The 20,325-nt window shown below is 38.6% G+C and carries 15 protein-coding genes and 1 pseudogene; 3 read left to right on the forward strand and 13 right to left on the reverse strand.

Annotated features, from left to right (window positions below; genetic code table 11):
• The 10 genes and pseudogenes from F9B91_RS11560 to gyrA form a co-directional block, all read right to left on the reverse strand.
• Window positions 1-291 (reverse strand): annotated as a pseudogene (locus F9B91_RS11560) (hypothetical protein); the annotation flags it as partial.
• A 9-nt stretch (window positions 292-300) separates the two neighbouring features.
• The gene (locus F9B91_RS10010; protein ID WP_065428610.1) at window positions 301-1,119 is read right to left on the reverse strand and encodes a hypothetical protein; all 819 of its coding nucleotides are present in this window, start codon (window positions 1,117-1,119) and stop codon (window positions 301-303) included.
• A gap of 14 nt (window positions 1,120-1,133) precedes the next feature.
• Complete coding sequence (locus F9B91_RS10015) at window positions 1,134-1,337, reverse strand: hypothetical protein (protein ID WP_049543553.1); 204 nt, start codon at window positions 1,335-1,337, stop codon at window positions 1,134-1,136.
• A gap of 91 nt (window positions 1,338-1,428) precedes the next feature.
• Entirely contained in the window at window positions 1,429-2,232 is an 804-nt protein-coding gene (locus F9B91_RS10020) for a hypothetical protein (protein WP_049543609.1), read from the reverse strand.
• On the reverse strand, window positions 2,225-3,457 hold the full coding sequence (locus tag F9B91_RS10025) for a hypothetical protein (RefSeq protein WP_049543551.1): 1,233 nt from the start codon (window positions 3,455-3,457) through the stop codon (window positions 2,225-2,227). The genes F9B91_RS10020 and F9B91_RS10025 overlap by 8 nt, the downstream gene beginning before the upstream one ends.
• Window positions 3,458-3,482: 25 nt before the next feature.
• A complete protein-coding gene (locus F9B91_RS10030) occupies window positions 3,483-4,757 on the reverse strand; it encodes a DUF2130 domain-containing protein (RefSeq protein ID WP_084926403.1) in 1,275 nt (424 codons plus the stop codon).
• Between the two features lie 95 nt (window positions 4,758-4,852).
• On the reverse strand, window positions 4,853-6,133 hold the full coding sequence (locus tag F9B91_RS10035) for an O-acetylhomoserine aminocarboxypropyltransferase/cysteine synthase family protein (RefSeq protein ID WP_045611510.1): 1,281 nt from the start codon (window positions 6,131-6,133) through the stop codon (window positions 4,853-4,855).
• 147 nt (window positions 6,134-6,280) lie between these two features.
• A complete protein-coding gene (locus F9B91_RS10040; RefSeq protein ID WP_150923213.1) occupies window positions 6,281-7,078 on the reverse strand; it encodes a formate/nitrite transporter family protein in 798 nt (265 codons plus the stop codon).
• 142 nt (window positions 7,079-7,220) lie between these two features.
• Window positions 7,221-7,964: a class A sortase gene (locus F9B91_RS10045; RefSeq protein WP_045611507.1), complete on the reverse strand. Its 744-nt coding sequence runs from the start codon at window positions 7,962-7,964 to the stop codon at window positions 7,221-7,223.
• Window positions 7,964-10,432, reverse strand: coding sequence for a DNA gyrase subunit A (gene gyrA / locus F9B91_RS10050; protein WP_150923214.1), 2,469 nt, complete (start codon window positions 10,430-10,432; stop codon window positions 7,964-7,966). Before gyrA ends, F9B91_RS10045 begins: the two co-directional genes overlap by 1 nt.
• A 194-nt stretch (window positions 10,433-10,626) precedes the next feature.
• Here gyrA and F9B91_RS10055 point away from each other — a divergent pair, with 194 nt between their 5' ends.
• Entirely contained in the window at window positions 10,627-11,613 is a 987-nt protein-coding gene (locus F9B91_RS10055; RefSeq protein WP_000204728.1) for an L-lactate dehydrogenase, read from the forward strand.
• A 75-nt stretch (window positions 11,614-11,688) separates the two neighbouring features.
• Window positions 11,689-11,844 (forward strand): hypothetical protein, encoded by a 156-nt coding sequence (locus F9B91_RS11335; RefSeq protein ID WP_191962443.1) that lies wholly within the window; start codon window positions 11,689-11,691, stop codon window positions 11,842-11,844.
• Between the two features lie 89 nt (window positions 11,845-11,933).
• Here F9B91_RS11335 and pyk read toward each other — a convergent pair whose 3' ends face one another.
• The 3 genes from pyk to F9B91_RS10070 all read right to left on the reverse strand — a co-directional run bounded on the left by pyk (window position 11,934) and on the right by F9B91_RS10070 (window position 17,688).
• Window positions 11,934-13,439, reverse strand: a complete 1,506-nt coding sequence (gene pyk / locus F9B91_RS10060; protein ID WP_125393710.1) for a pyruvate kinase — start codon at window positions 13,437-13,439, stop codon at window positions 11,934-11,936.
• Window positions 13,440-13,497: 58 nt separating this feature from the next.
• Window positions 13,498-14,505, reverse strand: a complete 1,008-nt coding sequence (gene pfkA / locus F9B91_RS10065; protein ID WP_000820863.1) for a 6-phosphofructokinase — start codon at window positions 14,503-14,505, stop codon at window positions 13,498-13,500.
• A gap of 81 nt (window positions 14,506-14,586) precedes the next feature.
• On the reverse strand, window positions 14,587-17,688 hold the full coding sequence (locus F9B91_RS10070) for a DNA polymerase III subunit alpha (RefSeq protein WP_191962444.1): 3,102 nt from the start codon (window positions 17,686-17,688) through the stop codon (window positions 14,587-14,589).
• Window positions 17,689-17,976: 288 nt separating this feature from the next.
• On the opposite strand from F9B91_RS10070, the gene F9B91_RS10075 reads away from it, so the two are divergent.
• Window positions 17,977-20,259: a Xaa-Pro dipeptidyl-peptidase gene (locus tag F9B91_RS10075; protein WP_150923216.1), complete on the forward strand. Its 2,283-nt coding sequence runs from the start codon at window positions 17,977-17,979 to the stop codon at window positions 20,257-20,259.
• The last annotated feature ends 66 nt before the right edge of the window (window positions 20,260-20,325 follow it).

Below are 20,325 nucleotides of genomic sequence, written 5' to 3' on the forward strand. Positions count from 1 at the left end.
TTCTGATTGAACTCTGAACATGTCTACATAGAGCTTAAGATTAATAGAATCGTTTAACACTAAATCAATAACTTTTCTAGATACAAATCTTAAATAAAATACAAAGCCGAGAACTAAAAAGACAATAACTAATAATATGAATCCCAATATTTCCAAATTGCTTTGAAATACTAAGCATACTGCCATCACATCCAAAACAAGTCCAATAATTGAGCAAATTAGAATAACCCTATCAAGTTGTAAAAGAGTGTTTTCTGTCGCCGAACCAACTATTTTTTTTACTAATCTCATATATTACTCTCATTTCACTGATTCTAAATATTTCTTCGCTTCCTGCACATAGAAAAGCTCTGAGTTTTCATGTGCTATGCTTTCAAACAAACTACGAGCACGAGCCTCATCTCCTTTTAGCTGGGCATTGAGAGCGCCGTAATAAGAAAACATGATTCGAGCTAGCTTACTTTCTGGCTCAGTAATGTCAAAGTAGTCGTTTGATATTTTATTGCAATAGATATCAACAATAGCCTTTAAACTCAAAATTTCTTCCTGATATTTAAAAATTTTTGATTGAAAGTTACTTGTTAGACCTTCAATTTCTACCATCAATTCTTGCAATTCCATACAATCATTCAAATGAACCAAGTTTAGGATACTATAATACTTGATATTAAAAACATAGTACAGATTTTGGGATTTTTTTAGATTACTATTTTTTATTTTATTCAGCAATTCTAAACTATCTTGGAATAGTCCTCTATAAAAGGATACTTTTGCATTTGCCAAATATTTGGGAAGAATCTGAACATTTCTATTTAAAGAATTTGCATCAGCTCTAGCAACTATATCCTGATACTTTGCTAAATTGATATCTTGAGATAAAATATCAATTAAAACCTTATCAAGTAATAGTTTAGATAGAAGAATAAACAATATAAGAAGGACAAGAAATAATGTTAATACCTTTGTGTAAGTGGTCGATGAATGGTTAAAAATATAGACATAAGCAATTACTGTTGAAAACACTAAAAAATACAGCAAATATTTAAATATAATTTTAAGAAAAATTAATTCTATTTTATCAGCTGACCATGTTCTAATAATTTCTATAGCTCTTTTCATATAACACTCCATAACTAGTTATTAAATAACGCAGTAATTCCTACAAATAATGCAGCTACAGCAGTTGCTGCCTCACCAACCCCAGTAGAAAAAGCAAGAATCGTCCCAACTGTTACAATAGAAAGTCCAATCGTTTCAACTGGATGCTCTACAACCCAATTAAAAGCACTACCAACTACCTCACCAGTTGTATTTGAAATTTGGGTGAGATGATCCACCGTTCTTACCCCCGTCTCATTAGTCGTTTTAACTGTTGCGTAGTCTTGTTGGACCTGGTTACTCTCTTTTACTTAATTTAAACGAAAGGTACTAGGAAACATTATTACTTCCTAAATATTTCTTCGCTTCCTGTACACAAAAGAGTTCTGGATTTTCATGGACGATACTTTCAAACAAACTACGAGCACGAGCTTCATCTCCTTTTAATTGGGCATTGAGAGCGCCATAATAAGAAAACATGATTCTAGCTAACTTACTTTCTGGTTCAGTAATGTCGAAGTAGTCGTTCGCTTCTTTATTGAACACAATATCTTTTATGGCTTGAGCTTTAGCAACGAGTTTAGCCTTACCATCTTTCGAATCTGGCGCCTTGGACAATTGTTCCTCAAAGAAAGCAATATTTTGCTCATCTTGAATATGGATAGAAGATAGAAAATTATAATATAATTTCTTCAATTCAAATATTTTTCTATTTTTTTTAGAAATATTAGAAAGATTGATATTTGAATATTGACTAAGTGATAATAAAAAATCTCCTCTGAGGTAAGATAATTCTCCTGTGATTAATTCAAAACTTACTTCATTAAATTTCTTATTAAACTTATTGGAATGACTAACATTGTATTCAAAGAAAAATTGATATTTCTTAAAATCAATCAAAACCACCTTCCAATATAGAAGAACTTTCCATGTCAATAAATTTAAAAAGATGCCAATAACTATAAATAATACCGACAAAAATAACAGATAACGTACTGCAATAATATTCTGTTTAAACAATAAAAACAAACCCAAAATTGCTATATAAACTGCAACAACTAATAAATATGAAGATAATCGAATACAAATATTATAAAGAAATTTTACATCTTTATTTGCTAATAATTTAATCAAGCTTTTCAATTTTATAAAAATCCTCCGAATAAAATTGTTTACTAGATTCTCTCAGTAAAAAATTTTCAAAATCACCTTCATCTTCAACTATTGTATACATTCCGTTGTTAACTATAAAATAGTCATTATTGATCATGTAGTGTCCATCGGAAAGTCCTGAAAAATCAATGTCATCTAACTTCAATTTGTCACGTTCACTAAGTGTTAAACATAAACGAAGGGCTCCCTCTTTCATATAGTCTTTAAGAGAAATTGCTGCATATCCTCCAAATGCTTGTTTTTCTGGACTAGATGAGTTTTGATTTTGAGCTGCTTTTTCTTTAATAAAAGAAGTGATTCTAAACGAACGTGATATTTGAAAACCTGGGCTAGCTAATGGTTGATCTTCAGCATCAAATACAGATAAATCATAACCTTTCTTTTTTATAGCATCTTCTACTACTGACTTAAAATCTTTTAGAACTATTTGAGCTTCATCACTTGAAACAGCATTTTCTATAAATTCCTTTAGGCCGTAGTCTTGATCAATGAAAGTAACATATTTCAATTTTTGACGCGTGTACTTAGCACCCACTTTTAATGTAACTCCCTTATCGAAAACATCAAAGACACCTACATCGGAAATATTACTATCATAGTATGAAGACTTAAGTGTTAATTCGTAGTTCAACCCCCTAGAATGATAAAACTCTTGTAATTGTTGTACTTTGGCATTATTTCTCAAGTAAGTTTGAATTTCACTGCCTAGAAATGGAGAAAGAGTTCCCGCTAATACTATAATGACTACAAATCTACTCACTTTTTGATTGTACTCAACCTTTTGATAAATCCAATCTAAATACGGAAATAAAAATAATGAAAAAATGAAACTCCAAAGGTCAATATCTTTTATAAAGTCAAAGGAAACGATCATTTTAAATCTTAGCACAAACATCAGAAAAATTGCTAAAAAAATATTGCCAATCAATAGGAATGCAATCAGACATTTCGTTCGATTTTTTGCCTTTATCACATAAGTTATACCTACAATAAGATTGGCTAAAAAGCTAATTCCGTAGCCTAAGACTGTTGGAACAAGGCCAAAAACACCAAATAATAAACTATATCTTGAGTCTGAGTCACCTACCCCTTCAATATTTAAAAGACCATATAGGAGATTAAGAAGAAACACAACTAGTGGTAAATATGCAATATAGATATCCGAAAATTTCAAAGTTTTTTTCATAGGAACTCCTGTTTCTAAGGTAATACTACTCCCCCTTCAATGCTTCAAACTTCGCTTTCATGGTTGGATTTTTTCGAGTCAATTTTTTTACAGAGACATCTTCCAATTTATTGTTTGCAAGGCGGAGTTGGTTTTCAGATGTAATTAGGAATTTCTTAACCTCTTCCATGCGTTTGATGGCCTTGTCGATTTCATCGATAGCTTTGCCAAAGTTGGTCGAAGCTGAATTATAGTTCTTGGCAAAGGCTAGCTTAAAGGCATCCAAGTCTTCCTCAAAATGAGTGATGTCTATATTTTGCTCCCGAACCAAGGCCAACTCCTGCTTGTATTTTAGGGAATTTAGCGCCGCATTACGCAAGAGCCCAATCAATTGGATAAAGAATTGAGGACGAACCACATACATCTTTTCATACTCATGGCTGACGTCTACAATCCCTGTGTTAAAGTAGTCGTTATCTGCCTCTAGCATGGTCACCAAAACAGCATATTCGCAGTTCTTCTCCCGACGGTCCTTGTCTAATTCCTTGTAAAAATCCGCGTTCTTGTGCTTCTTCTCTGTTCCGTCCGCTTCATTTTTCATTTCAAACATGATGGAAATGATTTCAACCCCATTTTCGTCACATTCACGGAAGATAAAGTCCCCCTTAGAGCCACGCGCAGAGACCTTGTTATCCTTCTCAAAGTAGGCATTTGGAAAAGCAAAACTGCGGACCTTGTTAAACTCACTCTCTGCATAGTGTTCCAGACTTTCCCCGATAGCTTTTGTAGATTGTTGGGCTTTGAAATTCCTATAAAATTCGACTTGTTCGCTAGCTGCCTTGAGTTGAGCTTCGTAGTTTTGCTTGAGTGAAGCTAGAGATAACTCATTTTCCTTTTCTTGCAAGAGGAGCTGATTTTGGACTTGATCACGTTCTTTTTCAAGGTCAGAAAGGGTCTTTTGTAGTTGATTTTCATGTTCCAAACGCAAGGTGGCCAATTGGTTTTCCAAGGCCTGCACTTCCTTGTCCTTAGCCAAGAGAGCCTGATAGCTTGTCTGTTCAACTTCTTTCTTGGCCAATTCTTTTTCTGTATCAAAGTTTTGGATTTGGCTCTGTAATTGCGCAATTTCTTGGTCTTTTTGAGCTAGTTTAGACTGTTGTTCATTCATGGCCTTTTGCTCAGCCAAGGCCAGTTCCTGCTTCATGCGATTATGCAGTTCCTTATCAAACTCTGCCGTTCTCACTTGGGACAAGAGTTCGGCATACTGGCTTTCATTTACTGTAAATACTTCCCCACAGTTGGGACATTTGATTTCGTTCATATCGTTCCTCTTTCTAGACTTCTTTATCCATTATATCATGCCTGAGGGAAAATCAAAAACAGCGAGTCGAAACCCACTGTTTATCTTCTTTTTCTTTAAATTTTTTCCAAGGCCAAGCGCAAGTCTTCAATCAAATCTTCTACATTTTCAAGACCGATTGACAAGCGGATTTGATTTGGTGTGACACCTGCTGCTTCTAGGTCTTTTTCTGACAACTGACCGTGAGTGGTTGTCGCTGGATGGACAACAAGCGATTTGGCATCTGCTACGTTTGCAAGGTCAGAAAAGATTTCTAAATGATCAATTACCTTGCGAGCCTCTGTCTCTCCACCTTTAACATGGAAAGTAAAGATTGAGCCAACACCTTTTGGCAAGTATTTCTCAGCCAAGGCATGGTAAGGACTATCTGCTAGTTTTGGATAATTGACCTTTTCTACCTTAGGATGGTTGACAAGGAAATCAACAATTTTCTCTGCATTTTGTACATGACGTTCCACACGAAGTGAAAGGGTTTCAAGTCCTTGAAGCAAGAGGAAGGCATTAAATGGCGACAAGGCTGCACCTGTATCACGGAGCAATTGAACACGAACAGCGATAATAAAGGCAGCCGCACCTACATCACGAGTATAGCTCAAATTGTGGTAGCTTGGGTCTTCCTCAACAAATTGAGGGAATTTTCCTGAAGCCGCCCAGTCAAAACGACCGCTATCGACAATCACTCCACCAATAGTCGTACCATGCCCACCGATAAACTTAGTCGCAGAGTGAATAGCAATATCTACACCGTGAGAGAAGACGTTAATCAAATACGGTGTAGCAAAGGTATTATCTGAAATGAGAGGAATCTGATGCTTATGAGCAATCTCTGCCAATTTTTCCAAATCTGGAATGTTAATCAAGGGGTTGCCCAAGGTTTCAATCAAGACAAGCTTGGTATTGTCATTGATAGCTGCTTCTACTTCCTCCAAATTATCCACATCGACAAAGGTTGTTGTGATCCCATAACGAGGAAGGGTTTCTTTCAAGAGATTGAAAGTTCCACCGTAAATAGTTGATGCTGCTACGACATGGTCACCAGCATGGGCAAGTGCCAAAATCGTATAAGTCACTGCGGCCATACCTGATGCTGTTGCAAGAGCTCCCACACCACCTTCAAGGGCAGCAATTCTTTCTTCAAAGGCAGCCGTTGTAGGATTAGTAATACGAGTATAGATGTTGCCTGGTTTTCTCAAGGCAAAAAGATCAGCACCTTCCTGCGTATCATCAAAAACGAAGGATGTTGTTTGATAAATCGGCACTGCACGAGACTTGGTTGCTGGATCAACTACTTGCCCAGCATGCAATTGTAAGGTTTCAAATTTAAAATCACGAGTCATAAAACGACCTCCAAATAGTTTGATTAAGGATATTGTAGCACCTTAAGTTATAGTTTACAAATATCAGTTTTCTATATTTTGATATAAGAAATAGCTATTACTCTATTTTAAAAACGAAAAAAGCACGACTCAATCGTGCTCATTTTCTTAATCTACATAAGTATCTTCATTTTTATTGAGGAAGGCATATGGAAGACCCATCAGGAGGCCTCCTCCGATAAAGTTTCCGATGAAGGTTACACCCCAGTGACGAAGAATATTTCCAACACCGAAGTTAGCAATTGAATCAGCAGCAACACTGAATTTTACAATCGCGAAAGAAGCAAAGTTCGCCGCAATGTGCTCGTTTGTTAAGAATACAAACATGTAAATCGCTGACAACACAAGCCAAAGTTTGGCACCACCATCTTTGACCAAAACAAATGAAAGAATCGCAATATTTACGAAAATATTTGCCAAAATCGCCTCAAGCAAGATTAATTCATTTGAGCGGCCTAACTTCATCTCAACAACCCCTGATATGAAACTATCGTGAGTCAGATTTGCATAGGCTGCTGAGTGGGCAAAGCCCCAACCTGCTATCAAAGCCCCAATAAGGTTGAACAAGGTACAGTAAAGTAAAATCTCAGCTGTTTTTCTCCAAGAGATTTTTTTCAAGAAACTACCAGCAGTCAAGAACATCATGTTTGATGTTACCAACTCGGCATTCAAGAAAACAATGTAGGCCAAGCCCCAAGCAAAGACAAATGGGAAGAGGAAGCGTCCACTACCTGGTGCAATTTTATTAATCAAGTCAGCCCCAACTGCACCAGCAGCTGTACTGAAGGTTAAAAATGCACCTGCGAACATAGAACGAATCGCATACTTAAATTTGCTTTGACTATAAAGACTTTCCTTCTTCTTGCAAGCAAATTCAATCTTTGAGATAAATTCTGAAGAAACCATAATAAACTCCTAAAAATTTTTTACCTGATAATTATATCACAAACTTTAGAATTAAGGAAGCGTTTTCTGTATTTCATAACAGTTTATTTTGAAACTCAATCTATAAAAAATCAGTAAAACCTAAGATTTTACTGATTTATCTTTAATAGCGTTGTTTATATGGTTGATTGAAAGCTGTTAGAATTTCTTCAGGGGTTTGTGAATAATCTTTTTCTTCTTTTAAGTCACCTTTAACGATAATCCGTTCTGTCGCATCATAGTCAACACAGGTTACAAGTGTGATTTCATCAACACCATTACGGTCATCAATCTCGTCAACTCGATCTGGAGTCACATGCTTCACTTCACGGATTTCGTAGGTATAAACTTTATCCTTATCAGTTAGATAAATTTTCATCCCATTTTTAGCGCGTGCCAGTGGGGAAAAAAGCATTTGACTGGCATTTTCCGCAGTGAAAATGTGATGGCTAGCAAGTGAATAGTTTCCTTTCCCCATCACTTGATCACGCTTCATTGTACCTGCACCATAGAAGAGATTAACATTATCCAGTCCCTTAAAAATAGGCAAGTTAATTTCTACCTCAGGGACAGCAATTCCACCGATAACTGGCAATTTTTGCGAATCCCATTGTGAGGACAAGACAGCTTCTGACGAGATGGCTTTTACGGAATCAAAGTCAAAATTCCCTTCTGTATCTTGATTTTCTTCCAATTTTTCTTTTGATACTTGGCTGACTTGGTATTTATTGGTATTCCAAACCATGAACATATCACGAATTTTTGAATTGAAAATCAAAGCTACTGACAAGAGGATTAAAAAACCTGCCAAGATATTGATTAGTAAATTTTTACGGTTTGTTTTCTTTTTGTTCTTTTTATGAGGCATTATGCTTCACCTTCTGTTTCGTTTTCTGTCCCAACCTCTTCTTTTTCTGCCGCTGTAACCGTAGTAAAGGTTACAATTTTAGCATCTTGGTCCAGGCGCATCACTTTAACTCCCATAGTTGAGCGACCTGTTTGTGAAATATTGGCAACGTTGGTTCGAATCATGACACCTGTATCAGTGATAATCATCAAATCTTCATCACCTTTAACTGTCATAAGACCAGCAAGGGAACCATTCTTTTCCGTAATTTTAGCAGTTTGCATCCCTTTACCACCACGACCTTTAGTTGGATATTCAGTCGCAACTGTGCGCTTACCATATCCTTTGTCTGTGATGATAAGAACCTCGTCCTGGTCTGTAATCACACTAGCACCAACAACTGTGTCCCCCTCACGGAGATTAACACCTTTCACACCCGTAGCGATACGGCTCATACCACGAACAGCTGATTGATTAAAGCGAACTGAATAACCAAACTTTGTACCAATGATAATATCCGTGTCCTCTTCTGTCAGCAAGACATTAATCAACTCATCTTCATCTTTAAGATTCAGAGCTTTAAGTCCATTTTGACGAATATTAGCAAATTCCTTAACGCTGGTTCTCTTCACAATACCATGACGAGTTGTGAAGAAAAGATAAGCATCATCGCTACGTTCAGATTCAACATTGATGATGGTCTGAATACTTTCACCTTCATCCAATTTCAAAAGATTGACAATCGGTAATCCCTTGGCTGTACGGCCATACTCAGGAATTTCATAGCCTTTCAGGCGATAAACACGGCCTTTATTTGTAAAGAAGAGTAGGTGATCATGAGTGCTAGTTGACACTAACTCTCGGACAAAATCATCATCCTTAACACCTGTACCTTGAACACCACGACCACCACGTTTTTGAGCGGTGAACTCAGCTTGGTCGAGACGTTTGATGTATCCCTTGTTAGAAAGTGTAATCAAGACATCCGTTTCTTCAATCAAATCCTCATCTTCGAGGCTTAAGACTTCACCGACCATCAATTCCGTACGACGTTGGTCACCAAATTTACGTTTAACTTCATCTAATTCATCTTTAATGATTTGAGAAACACGTTCCGGCTTAGCTAGAATATCTGCTAAATCCGCAATCAGAGCCAAGAGGTCATCATACTCAGACTGAATCTTATCGCGTTCCAAACCTGTCAAACGACGAAGACGCATATCAAGGATGGCCTGACTTTGACGTTCAGAAAGCTTAAACTTACTCATCAACTCAGCTTGTGCTTCCGCATCTGTTTCACTAGCACGAATGATACGAATCACTTCATCGATATAGTCTAGTGCGATCAAGAGACCTTCTAAAATATGAGCACGTGCTTCCGCTTTTTCCTTATCAAAACGTGTACGACGAACAACCACTTCTTTTTGGTGCTCGATATAAGCATCCAAAATCTGACGAAGAGACAAAATCTTCGGTACCCCATTTTGAATCGCCAACATATTAAAACCAAAGTTAGTTTGCATCTGGGTCATCTTGAAAAGATTGTTGAGGATAACATTGGCTGAGGCATCGCGCTTAACTTCGATAACAAATCGAACACCTTCACGGTTTGACTCATCACGTACCGCTGTTATTCCCTCAATGCGTTTTTCCTGAACCAAACGAACAATATGCTCATGTACCTTGGTTTTATTTACCATGTATGGAAATTCTGTCACAACGATGCGCTCACGGCCAGTTTTAGTTTCTTCAATTTCAGTACGAGAACGAAGGACAATAGAACCTTTACCTGTTTCATAAGCCTTATGAATACCTGATTTCCCCATGACAAGGGCACCTGTTGGAAAATCTGGACCAGGCAAAACTTCCATCAAGTCCTTAGTAGTCACTTCAGGATTGTCCATGACCAACTTCACTGCATCAATGGTTTCACCCAAGTTATGAGGTGGAATATTTGTTGCCATCCCAACCGCAATACCAGTCGCTCCATTAACCAAAAGATTTGGAAAGCGCGCTGGCAATACCAAGGGTTCACGTTCATTGGCATCGTAGTTATCAACGAAATCAACTGTATTTTTATTGATATCACGAAGCATCTCCAGAGCAATCTTGCTCATGCGTGCCTCGGTGTAACGTTGGGCGGCAGCACCATCACCATCCATGGAACCAAAGTTTCCATGGCCGTCGACAAGCATGTAACGGTAACTCCACCATTGAGCCATGCGGACCATGGCTTCATAGATAGAGGAATCCCCGTGTGGGTGGTATTTACCCATGACGTCCCCTGTAATACGAGCAGATTTTTTATGGGGTTTGTCTGGAGTAACACCCAATTCATTCATTCCATAGAGAATCCGACGGTGAACAGGTTTCAAGCCATCTCGAACATCAGGAAGGGCTCGCGCTACGATAACACTCATGGCGTAGTCGATAAAGCTCGTCTTCATCTCCTTTGTCAGATTGACATTCACTAAATTTCTATCCTGCATTAATAAATGCCTCATTTCACTATTAGTAATTAACTATATTATACCATAATGTCCGCTATATTTCAGGTATCTAAAATCACTAAAACGTTTACATCAAGAACTGAAATGCATATCCGTGACAAAGCTTTTCAAAAGTGATAAAATTGAAATAACTGGGGAAATCCCTGAATAAAATTAAGGAGATGTTTAGAATAATGACTTCAACTAAACAACACAAAAAAGTTATCCTTGTCGGTGATGGTGCTGTAGGTTCTTCTTACGCTTTTGCACTTGTTAACCAAGGAATTGCACAAGAGCTTGGAATTATCGAAATTCCACAATTGCATGAAAAAGCTGTTGGTGATGCACTTGACCTTAGTCATGCCCTTGCCTTCACTTCACCTAAAAAAATCTATGCAGCTCAATACTCTGACTGTGCAGACGCTGACCTTGTTGTAATCACTGCAGGTGCGCCTCAAAAACCAGGTGAAACTCGTCTTGACCTTGTAGGTAAAAACCTTGCTATCAACAAATCAATTGTAACTCAAGTTGTTGAATCAGGTTTCAAAGGTATCTTCCTTGTTGCTGCTAACCCAGTTGACGTCTTGACTTACTCAACTTGGAAATTCTCTGGATTCCCTAAAGAACGCGTTATCGGTTCAGGTACTTCACTTGACTCAGCTCGTTTCCGTCAAGCACTTGCTGAAAAATTGGATGTTGATGCTCGTTCAGTCCACGCCTACATTATGGGTGAACACGGTGACTCTGAGTTCGCTGTTTGGTCACACGCTAACATCGCTGGTGTAAACCTTGAAGAATTCCTTAAAGACACTCAAAATGTTCAAGAAGCTGAATTGATTGAATTGTTCGAAGGTGTTCGTGATGCAGCTTACACAATCATCAACAAAAAAGGTGCAACATACTACGGTATCGCAGTAGCCCTTGCTCGTATTACTAAAGCAATCCTTGACGATGAAAACGCAGTACTTCCACTTTCAGTATTCCAAGAAGGTCAATACGGAGTTAAAAACGTCTTTATCGGTCAACCAGCTGTTGTAGGTGCACATGGTATTGTTCGTCCAGTAAATATCCCATTGAACGACGCAGAAACTCAAAAAATGCAAGCATCTGCTAAAGAATTGCAAGCTATCATTGACGAAGCATGGAAAAACCCAGAATTCCAAGCTGCTTCTAAAAACTAATTTTGATAGAAATAACTCCTTGACTCATCAGGGAGTTATTTTTTATCTGTATCTAAACTAAATATTTTAGGAAGTTTGCGTGAAGAAAACAACATCCCTTTAAAAGCTATTATGACGCGGATTTGGAATAATGCCGCTAAGACGCCCCATCAAATCAACACTCACATTATTAAAGGTATGGAGCAAGCAGTACTTGATGCACTTGATTCCGTCGTATTAAATCGAAAGTAAAAAGTTTGCCCCCTTTTTTGCCCCCTGGTAAAAAAAAGACCTATCATACAGGCTAGAAAGCTTGATGTGATAGGCTTTTTTCATTTTAATTAACGTACTGTACGGATACGCATTGTGTTTGTACGTACAGCTTCTCCAAGTGGTACACCAGCTACGATAACGATATCATCACCAGATTGTACAAGACCTGCTTCAACTGCTTTACGTTCAGCAATTTCGAACATATCGTCAGTTGAAGATGGAGCATCTGTCAACATTGGGATAACACCCCAGTTCAACATCAATCCACGTTCTGTCAATTCGTCGAATGTCAATGCCAAGATGTCAGCATTTGGACGGTATTTAGAGATCAAACGTGCAGTGTGACCTGTCTTAGTAAGAGTTACAACCAATTTAATGTCCATTGAATTAGTAGCATCTTTAACAGCTGAAGCCATTACTTCTGTCTTAGAGTTACGTTCAAATGAATCTGAGTTCAAACGACCGTATTCGTTAAGAAGTGTTTGAGCGTTCTTGTCGATTGTAGCCATTGTAGTTACTGACTCAAGTGGGTATTTACCATTTGCAGACTCACCTGAAAGCATTGTTGCGTCAGTTCCATCGATAACAGCGTTAAATACGTCTGATACTTCTGAACGAGTTGCACGTGGTTTTTCAGTCATTGTTTCAAGCATGTTTGTTGCAGTGATAACAACTTTACCTGCAGCGTTCACTTTAGTGATGATCATTTTTTGGTAAACTGGAACCATTTCGAATGGTACTTCGATACCCATGTCACCACGAGCGATCATGATACCATCAGCAGCTTCGATGATTTCATCCAAGTTATCGATACCTTGTTGGTTTTCGATTTTAGCGAACAATTGAACATGTCCATTTCCAGTTTCTTCACAGATTGCACGAACTTCGTTCACATCTTTTGCAGTACGTACGAATGAAATCGCGATGAAGTTGATACCTTGTTCAAGACCGAAACGGATATCGTCGTTATCACGTTCAGCAAGTGCTGGGAAAGGAATTTTAGTGTTAGGGATGTTTACACCTTTTTGTTTAGCAATAACACCGTCATTTTCCACTTCAACTTCAAATTCACGAGTTGCATCATCTTTAGCAACAACGAGAAGACCAAGTTTACCATCGTCAATCAAAACTTGACGACCAACTTCAACATCATCATAGATATCAAGAGCACCAGCAACGTTCAATGCGATTACATCACGAGTTGATTTGATTCCTTGTTTAGTCGCAACACGGATTTTCTCACCAGTTGTGTAAGAGTACTCTTTTGCATCTCCTTCAAACAATTCAGTACGGATTTCTGGTCCTTTTGTATCAAGAAGGAAACCAACTTTTTTACCTGCAAGTTTTTCAGCAAGTTTAACAGTTGCCATACGGTCACCTTGTTCTTGGTGGTCACCGTGTGAGAAGTTGAAACGGAATGTGTTAGCACCAGCTTCAATCAATTTAGCAATGTTTTTAGCTGAAGCTTCAACATCAAGTTTTTCGCCCCAGTATCCGTCATCACCGAATTTTTTACCACCACGGATTTCTACCGCAGGTCCCAAAGTTGCAACGATTTTTACACGTTTGTTCATGATTTTTGTGACTCCTTTATATATATGACCTTTTTGGTCTTATTAACTAAATTATAAATTATGACAAGCTCTTATTCAAGCTAGATAGCTCAAGGTCAGCCTTGTGTGGGTTGTTAACCACAATCTTACCATCTGCAGTAAGGCTAAACAATGCTCCTTCTTCTGCAGTTCCAAGAATTGGGTTTTCAACCATTTTCTCGTTACGGATACCAACCGCAACACCACCGATACCTTCTTTAAGAAGTTTAACAGCATGGGCACCCATACGTGACGCCAAAACACGGTCACGCGCAGTTGGAGAACCACCACGTTGAATATGTCCAAGTTCTGTCACACGAAGGTCGCTTGTATCCCCAGCTTCTTTTAGTTTTTGACCAAATTCAGCTGCAGACATTACACCTTCTGCCAAGACGATGATGTTGTGTTTTTTACCACACTCATAACCACATTTAATGCTTTCTACGATATCTTCAATCTTGAAGCCTTCTTCAGGAATGATGATTTCATCAGCACCAGTTGCGATACCTGCCCAAAGAGCGATATCACCTGCGTTACGTCCCATAACTTCGATAACAAAAGTACGACGGTGACTTGATGACGTATCACGAATCTTATCGATAGCATCCATAGCAGTCGTAACCGCTGTGTCAAAACCGATTGTGAAGTCAGTACCAACGATATCGTTATCGATTGTACCTGGAAGACCGATAGCTGGGAAGCCATGCTCAGTCAAACGCATAGCACCGTGGTAAGATCCGTCACCACCGATAACAACTACACCTTCAATCCCGTGTTTTTTCAATTGCTCAATCCCTTTAAGTTGCCCTTCAAGTTGAGCGAACTCTGGGTAGCGAGCTGAGTGAAGGAAAGTACCACCACGAGAAATGATGTCTCCTACTGAAGCTGCATCTAGGGGATGAATTTCACCGGCAACCATACCAGCATATCCGTCATAGATACCAAACACTTCCATTCCTTCTGAAATTGCTTGACGAACAACTGCACGGATGGCAGCGTTCATACCAGGGGCGTCTCCACCACTAGTCAAAACAGCAATACGTTTCATATTGGTTATGCTCCTTTTTCTTTTAACATTCTTACTGATTATACCACATTTACGTTGAAAATTCTTCTATTTTCCGTAATTTTAGCGATAAATCGTTTTCATAACGATTCCATTCAATTTCGCTTCTAATTCATCAGATTTAGCTACAAAATGATGGGGAGAAACAATTGTTCTCTGTTCCTCTTCATACCTGATAATGACTGGGATTGGGCCTTTATACTGGTCTAAAATACGTGACATTTCTTGATCCGAGTCATAATTTTTTACCTGAATCCAAAAGCGCTCAGCCACTGCTTCTCTTATTTCTTGTGCAATCATTTGCAGACGACCGTCACGTGACTGGACTTTCCCTTTAATATAGTAGAAGGCTCCTTCTCTTACTTCCTGAGCAACCTGTCGATATAAATCTGAAAAGAGGGTAACATCCAATTTTTTCTTACTGTCATCCACCTGTAAGAAAGCCATATTTTCACCTTTTTTGGTACGAATTACTTTTATCTTCTGAACTTCAACCAAGATAATAGCATAGCTATTTTCTGACAAATTCCCAATTGGAGTAATCGGATAAATAGCCTTACTTGCAATAGCTTGTAGTGGATGTTTGCTAACTCCTACTCCTAGAAGCTCTTGTTCCATATAGAATTTTTCTTGCTCGGTCCAATCTTCCGATTCCTGCCAGCTGTAAATTGTATCACCAAACAAGCTTCCTAACTCTTTCACAAATTCAAATAGATTAGCTAAATTATTGAATACTTTTTGACGATTTTTTTCAAATGAATCGAAAAGACCAACTTTTACCAAAGGTTCTAGCAGAGGAAGTTTCAGATAATTCTCAGGTAATTTAGCTATAAAATCTTCAATGTTAGAATAAGGTCTATGTTCGATAATCCAAAGCGCCAAATCCTTGCTGACTCCCTTAATCGATTTCAGACCTAGATAGATGGATTTGTTGGCAATTTTATCGTGATAGGGAATGGTGTTGATGGACAGAGGGGCTACTTCAAAGCCTGCTTCAAGTGCATCTGTTAAGTAATCACTGTTGGCAGAATTCAACATGACCTGATAAAATATAGCTGGATAATGCGTTTTAAAATAAGCCAACTGGAAGGCCAAGGCTGAGTAAGCATAGGCGTGAGATCGGTTAAACCCATAACCTGCAAACTTCTCCATGACATCAAAGACCTGCTCTGCCTTTTCCGCAGTATGGCCTGCTTTTAATGCCCCCTGAATAAAGGAAGCCCTCATCTCATGCATGGCAGAGGCATCCTTTTTCCCCATAGCTCGTCGCAAAATATCGGCTTTCCCAAGACTAAATCCGGCAAATCGCTGAGCAACCTGCATAACCTGCTCCTGATAGAGCATGATACCATAGGTTGGTGCCAAAATATCCTCCAGCACTGGATCCAGAACCGTCACTTCTTCCTGACCATGCTTTCTTGCCACAAAATTATTGATATAGTCACTTGCACCTGGACGATTTAAAGAAGTAGTTGCTACGACATCTTCAAAGCAGACTGGTTGAACACGTTTAAGCAGGCGAATAGCGCCTGGTTGTTCAAATTGAAAGATACCTTTTGTATTACCAGCAGCAAAAAGAGCTAGCGTTTCTTTGTCTTCCAAATCAATTTCTTTAATTTTCAGATGAATCCCTTCTGTTTCAGCAAGCAACTCTTGCATTTTCTGGACAAAGGTAAGATTTCGCAGTCCCAGAAAATCCATCTTTAAAAGTCCGCTAGCTTCAACACCATGAGCATCGTACTGAGTCAATGGAATTTCATCTCCATGCTTTAGAGGAATGTAGTCAGTCAAATCTTGGTCACTGATCACAACACCAGCCGCATGGACAGAGGTTTGTCTTGGATAGCCCTCTATCTTGCAAGCAATGTCAAAGGCTTTTTGGTATTCTAACTTACTATTGATTTGCTGACGAAACTGGAGATTGCCCTCATAGGCTGACTTAAGATTGTCCCGAAAACTGATTTTCTTAGTAATTGCGGATAATTCATACTCAGGCACACCAAAGCGTTTCAAGACATCACGCAGAGCCTGCTTGGCTCCAAAGGTTGAAAAAGTAACGATTTGAGCCGCATGTTTACTGCCATATTTATTACCAACGTACCTGATAAAATCCGGACGATAAATATCAGGAATATCAATATCAATATCAGGCATGGTATAGCGTTCACGATTGAGAAAGCGTTCAAAAATGAGATTCTTCTCCACAGGATCAATCCCTGTAATGTCTAAAGCATAGGAAACTAAGCTCCCAACTGCAGAACCCCGTCCCATTCCCATATAATAGCCATTCGAACGTCCAAAACGCAGCAAATCCCAAACAACCAAGAAATAATCATCAAAGCCCATATCATGAATAACAGCCAATTCTTGGTCTAGTCGATCTTGATATTCTTTACTAGACAATCCCTTCTGGGCAAGCCCCAATTCAGCACGTTCTCTCAACTCTTCTACGGCTGGTCTAGCTGGATTAAAACGAGGCAGTTTCAGACTAGTATCCAAGTCATAAGAAATACTTGAAATAAGCTTTTCTAAATTGTCCAAGGCTTGCGGAAAACGTTCTTGGAATAGCTTCTCTAAAGAAGTTGCTGAGATAAAGACATCTTGTCGTGAACGCAAGGGAACTTCTCTGAGTGGTAGATTTTCTTTAATCGCTGTTAAGACTTGCAAAACTTCTCTATCCCTGCTCTCAAAGGCATTGACCCGATAAAGGGGCAAAATTTGATGATGAAATTCGCTTGCCAGTGTTTCTGGGTAAACACCAATATAATAATCACAGCCTAGATTTAGCGACTCCAGTCCATCAAAATAAGGCACAATTACCGCAATATCCTCTAGGTACTGAGATAAAACTGACCAATTTTTCTCTCCCTGCATTTTGGCTGTTGAAAGCTTCATCAACTGCTGATAACCCACACTAGATAGAGCTAAAAAGCGTAAATTCACTTCCTGATTATCTACAAACACAGTCATCTCAAGCCCTAGCAAAGGATGAATGCCATATTTTTTTGTAACCTCTAGAAAGTCAAAAGCACCATAAAGATTATCAATATCCATCATAGCCAAATGTGTGTAGCCGAATTCTTTAGCTGCTCTCACATACTTGTCGATCGAAATGACGCTCTCCATAAAACTATAGACTGTTTTTGTATCTAGTTGTGCGATCAATTTACACTTCTCCTCTATCGTTCTCACTATATTATACCATTTTCTTTAAATTTCTATTAGTATTACTGATGCTTTAATGTCTAATAGCTCAAATCATAGTTGACTAGACGATCCTTGCCCGATTTTCAACAGCATAGCTAATATTTTTGTATTTAAGCTTATCATTTTACATGTTTATTTCATAAATACTATTTTTTCTTTATGCTCATTTCTTTTGATTTTTATAGTTTCTTTTCTCTCTATTTTTTGATATAATAACCTTAATAAATTTCAATAAAAGGAGGTTTTATGCGTTTTAATCAATTTAGCTATTTAGCGCTACCCAGAGATAGAATTATCTTTGAATTAAAAAAGTATGGGTTTGATTTACCAGTCAACATTACAAATAAAAAAATGCTTGAAGCGTTTCTTATTCGTTTCTTTTTTAATTATAAAGATAGTGCCTATCCTCTGTCCAGTTTGGCAGTTGATAAAGAAACTGACTTACTGACTTTTTTTCAGTCAGACAAAGAGTTGACTGCGGATATTTTCTACACTGTGGCCTTTCAACTTTTAGGCTTTTCTTATTTTGTTGACTTCGAAGACAGTGATATTTTTCGTAAAGAGACTGGTTTTCCTATTGGGTATGGTGACTTGATTGAAAATCTCTATCAGTTACTTAATACTCGCACCAAAAAGGGGAATACCCTTATCGACCAACTTGTCAGTGACGGTCTTATTCCTGAGGATAATGACTATCACTACTTTAACGGTAAGAGTTTGGCTACTTTTTCTAGCCATGATGTCATTCGTGAAGTTGTTTACGTTGAGACTCGTGTCGATACTGACCGAAAAGGGCTACCAGACTTAGTCAAGGTCAGCATTATTCGTCCTCGTTATGACGGGCAAATCCCTGCTATCATGACTGCAAGTCCCTATCATCAGGGAACAAATGACAAGGCTAGCGACAAGGCTCTCTACAAGATGGAGGGCGAGCTCGAGGTTAAGTCTCCTCACAAGATCGAGTTAGAGGAACCTCAACTAAATCTCATCCAACCCCAAGATCAAGCTGAAGTTGTGGCAGAAAGTGAGGAAAAGCTAAGTCACATCAACTCTAGCTATACACTCAACGACTACTTCCTTCCACGAGGTTTTGCTAATCTCTATGTGTCAGGTGTTGGTACCAAAGACTCCACAGGTTTCATGACTAATGGAGACTACCAGCAAATCGAGGCTTATAAAAATGTCATCGATTGGCTTAATGGTCGTTGTCGTGCCTTCACTGACCACACGCGCCAACGTCAAGTCAAGGCTGACTGGTCAAACGGGAAAGTAGCCACAACGGGACTTTCCTATCTAGGTACCATGTCCAATGGTCTTGCGACTACAGGTGTAGATGGTTTAGAAGTTATCATTGCCGAGGCTGGTATTTCTTCGTGGTACAACTACTACCGTGAAAACGGTCTGGTAACTAGCCCAGGTGGTTACCCAGGTGAGGACTTTGATTCCCTTGCTGAACTGACCTACTCTCGCAATCTCTTGGCCGGCGACTATATCCGTGGTAATGAGGCTCACCAAGCTGACTTAGAAAAAGTAAAAGAGCAGTTAGATCGCAAATCTGGTGACTACAATCAATTTTGGCATGACCGCAACTATCTGCTCAATGCTGATAAAGTAAAGGCAGAGGTTGTCTTTACCCATGGTTCACAGGATTGGAATGTCAAACCACTTCATGTTTACCAGATGTTCCATGCTCTTCCTACTCATATAAATAAGCACCTCTTTTTCCATAATGGTGCCCATGTTTATATGAATAACTGGCAATCCATTGACTTCCGTGAGTCCATGAATGCCTTATTGACTAAGAAATTACTGGGACAGGAATCGGATTATCAACTTCCTACTGTTATTTGGCAGGACAATACTTCTCCTCAGACTTGGTTATCACTTGATACCTTCGGTGAGCCAGAAAACTTTGAAACCTTCTCACTTGGGCAAGAAGAGCGAGTCATTCAAAACCAATACTCAGATAAGGATTTTGATCGTTATGGTAAAACCTACCAGACCTTCAATACGGAACTTTATCAAGGAAAAGTCAATCAAATTATAATTGACCTTCCTGTGACCAAAGATCTTCACTTGAACGGTCGAGCTCAACTCAATCTTCGCATCAAATCCAGCACAAACAAGGGTCTATTATCAGCCCAACTTCTAGAATTTGGAGCAAAAAAATACCTACAACCTTATCCAGCTGTATTAAGTGCTAGAACCATTGACAACGGTCGCTACTACATGTTGGAAAATCTTAACGAATTGCCTTTTCGTGAAAATGCACAACGCGTCGTGACAAAAGGCTACCTCAATTTACAAAATAGAAATGATTTACTGTTAGTAGAGGATATTACTGCAGATGAATGGATGGATGTGCAATTTGAACTGCAACCAACTATTTACAAGTTAAAAGAAGGAGATACTCTTCGTTTAGTCCTCTATACTACTGACTTTGAAATCACAATCCGTGACAATACCGCTTACCAGCTGACTGTTGATCTTGAACAGTCTACACTTATCCTACCTTATCAAAAGGTATAATATATTAGAATTTCAATACGGAACTATTTCCACTTGAACAGTTGAAACAAACATAAACTTTGGGTC

Source organism: Streptococcus mitis (genome assembly GCF_008763935.1).
Taxonomy (GTDB): Bacteria; Bacillota; Bacilli; order Lactobacillales; family Streptococcaceae; genus Streptococcus; species Streptococcus mitis_DB.

Bases quoted from the DNA above. Each gene is read 5' to 3' on its own strand.
- F9B91_RS10010 (WP_065428610.1), bottom strand. From the start codon at position 1,119: ATGAAAAGAGCTATAGAAATTATTAGAACATGGTCAGCTGATAAAATA.
- F9B91_RS10025 (WP_049543551.1), bottom strand. From the start codon at position 3,457: ATGAAAAAAACTTTGAAATTTTCGGATATCTATATTGCATATTTACCA.
- F9B91_RS10030 (WP_084926403.1), bottom strand. From the start codon at position 4,757: ATGAACGAAATCAAATGTCCCAACTGTGGGGAAGTATTTACAGTAAAT.
- F9B91_RS10035 (WP_045611510.1), bottom strand. From the start codon at position 6,133: ATGACTCGTGATTTTAAATTTGAAACCTTACAATTGCATGCTGGGCAA.
- F9B91_RS10040 (WP_150923213.1), bottom strand. From the start codon at position 7,078: ATGGTTTCTTCAGAATTTATCTCAAAGATTGAATTTGCTTGCAAGAAG.
- F9B91_RS10045 (WP_045611507.1), bottom strand. From the start codon at position 7,964: ATGCCTCATAAAAAGAACAAAAAGAAAACAAACCGTAAAAATTTACTA.
- gyrA (WP_150923214.1), bottom strand. From the start codon at position 10,432: ATGCAGGATAGAAATTTAGTGAATGTCAATCTGACAAAGGAGATGAAG.
- F9B91_RS10055 (WP_000204728.1), top strand. From the start codon at position 10,627: ATGACTTCAACTAAACAACACAAAAAAGTTATCCTTGTCGGTGATGGT.
- pyk (WP_125393710.1), bottom strand. From the start codon at position 13,439: ATGAACAAACGTGTAAAAATCGTTGCAACTTTGGGACCTGCGGTAGAA.
- pfkA (WP_000820863.1), bottom strand. From the start codon at position 14,505: ATGAAACGTATTGCTGTTTTGACTAGTGGTGGAGACGCCCCTGGTATG.
- F9B91_RS10075 (WP_150923216.1), top strand. From the start codon at position 17,977: ATGCGTTTTAATCAATTTAGCTATTTAGCGCTACCCAGAGATAGAATT.